The sequence below is a fragment of the Leucobacter sp. M11 genome, from assembly GCF_035726885.1.
In the GTDB taxonomy this organism is placed as follows: domain Bacteria; phylum Actinomycetota; class Actinomycetes; order Actinomycetales; family Microbacteriaceae; genus JAPFRB01.
The window spans coordinates 316,095-324,366 of the sequence record NZ_JAPFRB010000001.1; the positions used below are offsets into that span (position 1 = coordinate 316,095).

5 protein-coding genes are annotated in these 8,272 nt (G+C 71.4%); all 5 read right to left on the reverse strand.

Annotated features, from left to right (window positions below; all coding sequences use genetic code 11):
• Positions 1-830: alpha/beta fold hydrolase (locus tag OOT08_RS01575; RefSeq protein WP_325091271.1), on the reverse strand; the 830-nt coding region annotated here is incomplete at its 3' end.
• A gap of 31 nt (positions 831-861) precedes the next feature.
• The gene (locus OOT08_RS01580; RefSeq protein ID WP_325090822.1) at positions 862-2,757 is read right to left on the reverse strand and encodes an HNH endonuclease signature motif containing protein; all 1,896 of its coding nucleotides are present in this window, start codon (positions 2,755-2,757) and stop codon (positions 862-864) included.
• 1,955 nt (positions 2,758-4,712) lie between these two features.
• A complete protein-coding gene (locus OOT08_RS01585) occupies positions 4,713-5,321 on the reverse strand; it encodes a class I SAM-dependent methyltransferase (RefSeq protein ID WP_325090823.1) in 609 nt (202 codons plus the stop codon).
• A gap of 6 nt (positions 5,322-5,327) precedes the next feature.
• On the reverse strand, positions 5,328-7,898 hold the full coding sequence (locus OOT08_RS01590) for a DEAD/DEAH box helicase (RefSeq protein ID WP_325090824.1): 2,571 nt from the start codon (positions 7,896-7,898) through the stop codon (positions 5,328-5,330).
• A 92-nt stretch (positions 7,899-7,990) separates the two neighbouring features.
• Positions 7,991-8,272, reverse strand: a 282-nt coding sequence (locus tag OOT08_RS01595) for a hypothetical protein (RefSeq protein WP_325090825.1), incomplete at its 5' end; no start/stop codon positions are given.

An 8,272-nucleotide genomic window follows, 5' to 3' on the forward strand; every position in this document is an offset into this window, starting at 1 on the left:
TAGCCGAGTTCGGTGAACGCGGCGCGGGCCACAAGATCAAACTCCATCAGGAACGGCCGGACCGTCATCACATCCGCCGCGCCGAGCCGAGTCAGCCAGGACCATAGCCGGTGCCCCCTGCCCTGTTCCAGCAGGTCGAGCATCCCCGCGACGAGGGCCGGCCCCCCGGACTCGTGCAGCAGTTGGAGCGGGAAGCCATCGGCAGCCGCGATCACATCACGCTCCGCCAGTGCGCGGATCCGGGCCGCGTGCGGAGCGGTCTCCTCCGTGCCGAACCAGTACAGCCGGTTGAGCGCGCGGGTGGCCTCGCGGGTACTCGTGGCGTCCAGCACCGGCGAATCGAGGATCATCGCACGCACCCGTTCCGGATGCCGTGCGCCGAACGCGCCCGCCAGATAGCTCCCGTACGACGACCCCGCGACGCACACCCGCTCGATGCCCTCAGCGTCCAGCACCGCGAGAAGGTCAGCCAACACCCCGTCGATAGTGATGTCCTCGGGGCGAAGGTCGCTGCCGTCATCGGTCTTGCGGGACAGCCCAACGCCGCGGTGCTCCACCATGAGCACGTCACGTCCCCGCCGCGCAGCCGCGGTCCGGAACCCCCGATAGGGCTGCACCGAGGCCAGGCCCGGGCCCCCGGGCAGGACCAGCACCGGATTTGAGCCCCGGGGCCCACTGCGCACCCGTGCGAGCGGCAGCGTGCGGCCCCCGGGGAGGTCCCGTGGCACGATGGCCACATCGGGATGCTTCATCAGAGCGGCTCGGCGGCGCTCCCACGCCGGCGTGGGTAGGCTTCCGGGCGCGCTTTCCGCGCGGGGACCGTTCGTCATGTGCGCCTCATGCGGGGAATGTAGCACGGGGTCACCTGCCCTTCCAGCCGGATCCGGAGGCGTTCTGTTTCGGGCGTGCTGCGCGATCACCGCCCCCGCGTCTTTCCCGTCGCGCAATTGCGTGTCCCCGTCCCCGTGGGTTTCCGAGGAGCCTGGGGGTGCGGTTCCAGTCGAGCCGTTCGGGCGGGATCAAATGCGGCAGCTCGCGAATCATTCGGATCGTCCAGCGGTGCTCGGCACCGAGCCCGTCGCGCGCGTGTTCGTGGATGCGCCGGTGATGGAAGCGACACAGCAGCACCCCGTTTTTCACATCGGTTGGCCCGTTCAAATGGTGTTCGCTCCACGGAATCACGTGGTGAGCGTCGCAGTCCGTGGGCGGTGCGTCGCAGTCGGGCCAGACGCAGCCGCCGTCTCTGGCGGCCAGGGCGAGCTTTTGCGCCGGGGTGAACAGGCGTTGCGCGCGCCCCTGCGCGAGGACGGCACCGGTTGTTCCGAAGACGGTGATGGCGTACTTGCCGTCGCAGAGGTCCCGGAGCGCGGTTTCGGCGGAGAGCGGGGCGAAGATGCCGTCGGCCCAGGCCGGGCCGGTGCCTGTTTCCAGGGATTCGGCGCTCACGTGGATGTTCACGAGGGTGCTCGCCCCGGTCGCCACGCCCGCGTTGCGCTCGGCGAGGTGGGCGCGGATGCCGTCGATGAGGCGGTCCAGGGTGCGCTGGGCGGGGGTGCGGTCGTCGGGGGTGGGATCGGCGTCGTTGCCGCTCTGACCTTTCGGGTCTTCGCCGGTGACCGGTTCGAAGCGCACACCGCTATGAGCCACGGTTCCTGCTTCGGGGTCAGCGACGTCGGTGTCGGTGACTGTGCCCGTGGCGGTGTGCGCGTTTGCGCGCGTTTCCTCGGCGCGCTGGTGCTCGGCCCACTCTTTCGCTCGTTCCCGCTCGGAGGGGGTGACGAGCGCGGTCATGATCGCCGCAGATTCCGGGTCGAGGAGCCCGGTGAGCCGGGTCATCCCGTCCGACAGCGGCGTCAACCGCAGGAAACGCTTGCCGCGCCGTTCGGCCTCGTCGGGGGCGGCTCCGTCGGGGTCGAGGAGTTCGACGGCGTGCTCGGTGAGCCTGGCCACCTCCTCGGCGCTGTGCCGAAGGCCGCCCGTGTCGGACCCGGCGAGGGCGACGAGTTCCCGCTCGGCGGCAGCTGTCTGCTCGCTGGCCCCGATTCGCTTGGTGACGCGGGAGAGCCCGGCGACGATCACCTCCGCGGCGTCGGTGCCGAGCTCGCCCGCGTCCAGGGCCGCCGCGACCGCGGGAAACGGGCCGGGCACCGGCTCGCCCAAAAGATTCGTCGCGGTGCGGGTGCGCTTGGCGAGCCGGATGCGTTGCCGGGCGGTGCGCTCGGAGATCCCGGCCACGGACGCGGTGAGCGCTCCGGGCGACCGGAAGTTTTGTTGCCTCGCGAGGCCCTCGGACCCGTATTCGCGTGCGGAGGCCACGTCGACGCGGCCAGCGGCCCAGACCCGGGCGGCGTCCACGTGCCGCGCCAGGGCCTCGACCCCGGCAAGATCGCGGAGAATGCGCTCGTGGCGGCGGGCCTTCGCCGGGTCGAGAACCCCCTCGGCGGCCCCGTCGGGCTGGATGACACCCTGGAGCCCGCCACCCCAGTCGAGGACGCCCCGCCCGGCCCCGGCGGTGTCTCGGGCCGCGGCGCGCTCCTCGGCGAGCGCACGGGCGGCTTCGTCGCGAAGCGCGGTGAGGATCAGGTGCGCGGCCTCGGTAAGGCCTGCGACCGTGAGCGGAATCGTCACGGTCTCAGCCGCGCGATGCTCCGGGGCGACGGTCTCAGACGACGACGTTTCCGAGGCGTTCCCGGGCACTGCGACCCCGCCCGGGTGGAACCCGGGGACGGTGGCATCGGTGCTCGGGAAGACGTTCATGTGCAGACCGTAACCGGGACCACCGACATTCGCGTTTGCCGGGGCACGGGACGCGTCGACCGCGCCGGGACGGCGGCGAACCGAGCGTGCCACCGGAGTGAGCCTCCGCGGAAACACGCCAGCGCGGGAGCCCCTGGGAGCAGATCCGCACCCCGGAATTGCACCGCCCGAGGAGGCGGCACGGCCCCGCCCGGGTGGAGCCCGGTGTCGGTGACGGCGGTGCTCGGGAAGAGGTTCATGTGCAGACCGTAACCGGGACCACTGACATTCGCGTTTGCCGGGGTTCGGGACGCGTCGACCGCGCCGGGACGGCGGCGAACCGAGCGTGCCGCCGAGGTGCGGAACCCTGAAAACACACCACCGCGGGAGCCCCTGGGAGCAGATCCGCACCTCGGAATTGCACCTCCCGCGATGGCGGCACGGCCCCGCCCGGGTGAAACCCGGGGGCGGTAGCGGCGGTCCTGGGGAAGACGTTCATGTGCAGACCCGAACCGGGATCATCGACATTCGCGTTTGCCGGGGATCGGGGCGCGTGGACCTGGCCGGTATTACTGAGATTCGCGCGAGTAGCCGGAGTGCGCCACCGTGGAAACACACCATCGCGGGAGCCCCCGGAGGCAGGCCCGCACCTCGAAATTGCACCGTCCGCGGAGGCGGCACGGCCTCGCCCGGGTGGACCCCGGGGGCGGTGGCGGCGGTGCTCGGAAAGAGGTTCATGTGCAGACCTTAACCGGGACCACCGACATTCGCGTTTGGTGTGGTGCGGGGCGCGTTGACCGCGGCGGCACGACTGAAAATCGCGCGTGTTGCCGGAGTGCGGCAGCGTGCCGACACGACACCGCGGGAGGCCTTCGGCGTAGGGCCTCGCCTGGGCATCGCCCCGCCCGCGGAGGCGGCGCGTCCCCGCCCGGACGGAACCCGGGTAAGGCGGCGTCGGTGCTCGGAAAGAGGTTCATGTGCAGACCGTAACGGGACCACCGACATTCCCGTTTGCCGGGGTGCGGGGCGCGTTGACCGCGGCGGCACGACTGAAATTCGCGCGAGTTGTCGGAGTGCCCCACCGTTGAAACGCACCACCGCGGGAGCCCACGGAGGCAGGTCCGCACCTCGAAATTGCATCGTCCGCGGAGGGGGAACGGCCCCGCTCGGGTGGAACCCGGGGAAGGCGGCGGCGGTGCTCGGGAAGAGGTTCAGGTGCAGACCGTCACCGGGACCACAGACATTCGCGTTTGGTGGGGTGCGGGGCGCGTTGACCGCGACGGCACGGCGGTCATTCGCGCCTGTTGCCGGAGTGCGGCACCGCGCAAACACGCCACCGCGGAGGCCTTCGGCGCAGGGCCGCGCCTGGGAAACACCGCCCCGCCCGGGTGGAAACCCGGGGAAGGCGGCGGTACTCGGGAAGAAGGCTCATATGCAGACGAGAACCGGGGACACTGACATTCGCGGTTGGGGAGGTGCGGGATGCATTGGCCGCGGTGAAAGGGCGGTACATCGCGCGTGCTGCCGGAGTGTGCCCCGTGCAAACACAACACCGCGGGAGTCCCCCGGCGAAGGGCCGCTCCTGGGAAATGTGCGGTCCGCGGAGGCAGCACGGCCCCGCCCGGTGGAAACCAGAGCCGGCGGTGACGGCGCTCGGGAAGAGGGTCATGTGCAGACGGGAACCGGGGCCGCGGACAGTCGCGTTCGCCGGGGTGCGGGACGCGAGAACCGCGGCGGCACGGCGGCGATCCGCGCGTGCTGCCGGAGCGCTGGGCCGTTCAGGGATATCACCGCCCCTGCCGATTGGGCCAGCGCTCGGACCCCGGTTCGAACGGCCCGCGCCGTCACAACCACCCCACCCCGGAGGAAGCCGGGGGTGGCGGTGCTCAGCACAGGGTGCATGGCAGACGGGGACGGGGACCGCTGACGTTCGACCCAGGCGATGTGGCGCGATTGCCCCGCGTTGCTTCCCCGGCTCAGGCGGCCGCGGGCAGCTCGCAGAGCAGGGCGCCGTGGGGTCGGTGCCCCCGGCCGCTCCTGCGGTGGGCCTCGAACACCTCGAAGCCAGCGCGCTCGACCGCCCGGCGCAGATCCGCCTCCGCGTAGCGGTGGGCCCGGGTGATCGCGTGGGCGAAGGGAGCGGTCTCCGGCCCCTCGAAGTAGCCGAGCAGGAGTCGCCCGCCGGGCCGAAGCACCCGGGCGAATTCGGCGAGGGGCACCCCGATCCGTTCGGGCCCGTGGTGGATCGTCGAGTACCAGGCCAGCACCCCGCCGAAGGTGTCCTCCGGCGCGTCCAGCCGGTCCAGGTCCCCCAGTGCCACGGGGGTGCCGGGGAAACACTCGGCCGCGAGCTCAAGGAACTCGGGCACCGCGTCGATGCCGCGGGCGTCGTATCCCCGCGCGCGCAGGAAGGCGGTCCAGTGCCCCGGCCCGCACCCGGCGTCGAGCAGCGGCCCGGGGGCCTCGCTCGCCCAGGTCTCGATGAGCGCCCGATCCGAGGGGTGGGTTGCCGCGATTGAGCCGAGCGCCGCCGCGTATTCCCCGGCGCGCCGGGCGTAGGCCAGGGTCACGTCCGCGTGCGCCATCGGCGGCTACGCCTCGGCCGCGTCGAAGGGGCCGACGTCGAGCACCTTGATGACCGCGTGGCCCATCGCCTCGGACTCCTCCAGGTCCACCTGCGCGGTGATGCCCCAGTCCCGGTCCCCCTCGGGGTCCGCGAAGACCTGGCGGACCCGCCAGGTGCCCGCGTCCTCGCCCGAGCGATCCAGCTCGAAGAACTCCGCGGAGCGGGCCGCGTTGTCGATGCCCAGCTCGTCGTAGTCGGCCCAGTACTCGGCCATCGCGTCCCGCCAGCGGGCCTCCGTCCAGCCCGAGCCCGCGTCGAGCTCGGCGAGCGCCGCGTAGCGGTCGAAGGCCGCGTGCTGGACGCGGTGGAAGAGCTCGTTGCGCACCATCACGGTCAGCGCGCGCACGTTCTTCAGCAGGGAGCGGGCGGGCGGCGGCACCTGGCCGCGCTCGGCCTCGTGCGCCTCGGGGTCCGGGTGGCTGAGCGCCTCCCACTCGTCGACGAGGCTGGAGTCCACCTGGCGAACGAGCTCGCCGAGCCAGTCGATCAACTCCTCCAGCGCCTCGGTGCGCGCCTCCTCCGGCACGGTTTGGCCGATGGCGCGGTAGGCGTCGGACAAGTACCGGAGCACGGAGCCCTCGACCCGGCTCAGCTGGTAGAACGAGACCAGATCCCGGAAGTTGAAGGCGCGCTCGATCATGTCGCGGACCACGGTCTTCGGCTTCAGCTCGAAGTCCCGCGCCCACGGCACCTCCTCCGTGTAGCTCTCGAAGGCCGCGGTGAGCAGCTCATTCAGCGGCTTCGGGTAGCTGATCTCGTCGAGCAGCTCCATGCGCTCCTCGTACTCGATCCCGTCGGCCTTCATCTGGGCCACGGCCTCGCCGCGCTCCTTGTGCTCCTGGGCGCGCAGGATCGCCCGCGGGTCCTCCAGCGTCGACTCGATGACCGAGATCACGTTCAACGGGTAGTCCTCGTCGTCCCGGTCCAGCAGCTCCAGCGCCGCGATCGCGAAGGGCGACAGGGGCTGGTTCATCGCGAAGTTTGCCTGCAACTCGACCGTGAGCCGGAGCAGGCGCTGGCCGCGCTCCTCGTGGATCTCGACGATGCCGCCGCGGCGGAGCGTCCGGAAGATGCCGAGGGCCAGGCGCGCGTGCCGGAACTGGGCCTCGCGGGGCTCGTGGCTGTCGAAAATCAGGGTGCGCATCGTGTCGAGCGCCTCGTTCTCGCGGGTCTCGCCGCGGGCGATCACGTTGAGCACCATCGAGTGGCTGATCTTCATCCGGCTCACGAGCGGCTCTGGCTCGGCGGCGACGATCTTGCGCATGCTCGGCTCGCCCCACGAGACGAAGCCCTGCGGGGCGGCCTTGCGGACGATCTTCTTGCGCTTTTTCGGGTCGTCGCCCGCCCGGTTGATCGCGCGTTGGTTCTCGATCTCGTGCTCGGGGGCCTGGATCACGACATCGCCCTCCGTGTCGTAGCCCGCCCGGCCGGCGCGGCCCGCGATCTGGTGAAACTCGCGCGCCGTGAGATGGCGCATTTTCTCGCCGTCGTACTTCGTCAGCGCCGTCAGCAGGACCGTGCGGATCGGTACGTTGATGCCGACGCCGAGGGTGTCCGTGCCGCAGATAATGGGCAGCAGGCCGCGCTGGGCCAGCGTCTCCACGAGCCGCCGGTACCGGGGCAGCATGCCCGCGTGATGCACGCCGATGCCGCCCCGGACCAGCCGGGACAGCTGCGTGCCAAAGCCGGTCGCGAAGCGGAAGTCACCGATCGCCTCGGCGATCTCGTCGCGCTTTTCCCGCGTGACGACCTTGATGGAGGCGAGGGCCTGCGCCCGCTCCACGGCGGCGGCCTGCGCGAAGTGCACGATGTAGACCGGGGTTTTCTTGTCGTGCAGGAAGATCTCGACCGTCTCGTGCACGGGGGTCACCGCGTAGTCGAAGCTGAGGGGCACGGGGCGCTCAACGCCCGTCACGAGGGCCGTTTCCCGCTCGGTGCGGCGCGCGAGGTCGTCGGCGAGCTCCGTGACGTCGCCGAGCGTCGCGCTCATGAGCAGGAACTGGGTGTCGTTGAGCAGCAGCAGGGGCACCTGCCAGGCCCAGCCCCGGTCGGGCTCGGCGTAGTAGTGAAACTCGTCCATGACGACCTGGTCGACGCCCGCCCCGTCGCCCTCGCGCAGCGCGAGGTTCGCGAGGATCTCGGCGGTGCAGCACAGGATCGGGGCGTCGGGGTTGATCGAGCTATCGCCCGTGACCATGCCGACCCGCTCCGCGCCAAAGACCTCGACGAGGTCGAAGAACTTCTCGGAGACGAGGGCCTTGATCGGGGCGGTGTAGACGGTGCGCTTGCCCTCGGCGAGGGCCGCAAAGTGCGCGCCCATCGCGACCATCGACTTGCCGGTGCCCGTTGGCGTGGCCAGGATCACGTTGGAGCCGGTCACCAGCTCGAGGAGCGCCTCCTCCTGGGCCGGGTAGAGCATGAGCCCGCGCTCCACCCCCGCCCACTCCTCGAAGGCCGCGAAGACCTCGTCCGGGGTGCCGAGGCCGGTCTTCTGATCGAGAAGATCGCCGAGGCTCGTGCCTGCTTGGGTGTTCACCGTGCTCCTGCCGGTCCCGGGGTGCGTCGCCCGAAACCGACTGAGCCGAGCGCGAGGCGGCCCCGCCGGGAGACTGCCGGGCGCCGCTGCTCCTAGGCTACCGGGTCGGCCCGCCCCGGCGTGGTCTGCGGGGCCGATCCGGGGCTCAGGATGTGGCTGGTTCCGTCGGGTTGCACGCGGACCTCGATCTGGGCGGGCACCTGCTCGCGCATCTCGGTGACGTGGCTGATGAGGGCCACGGCTCGGCCGCCCTCGCGGAGGGAGTCGAGCGTCGCCATCGCCTCGGCCAGCGCCTCGGGGTCGAGGCTGCCGAAGCCCTCGTCCACGAAGAGGGTGTCCAGGGTCACCCCGCCCGCCTCGGCGGTCACGACGTC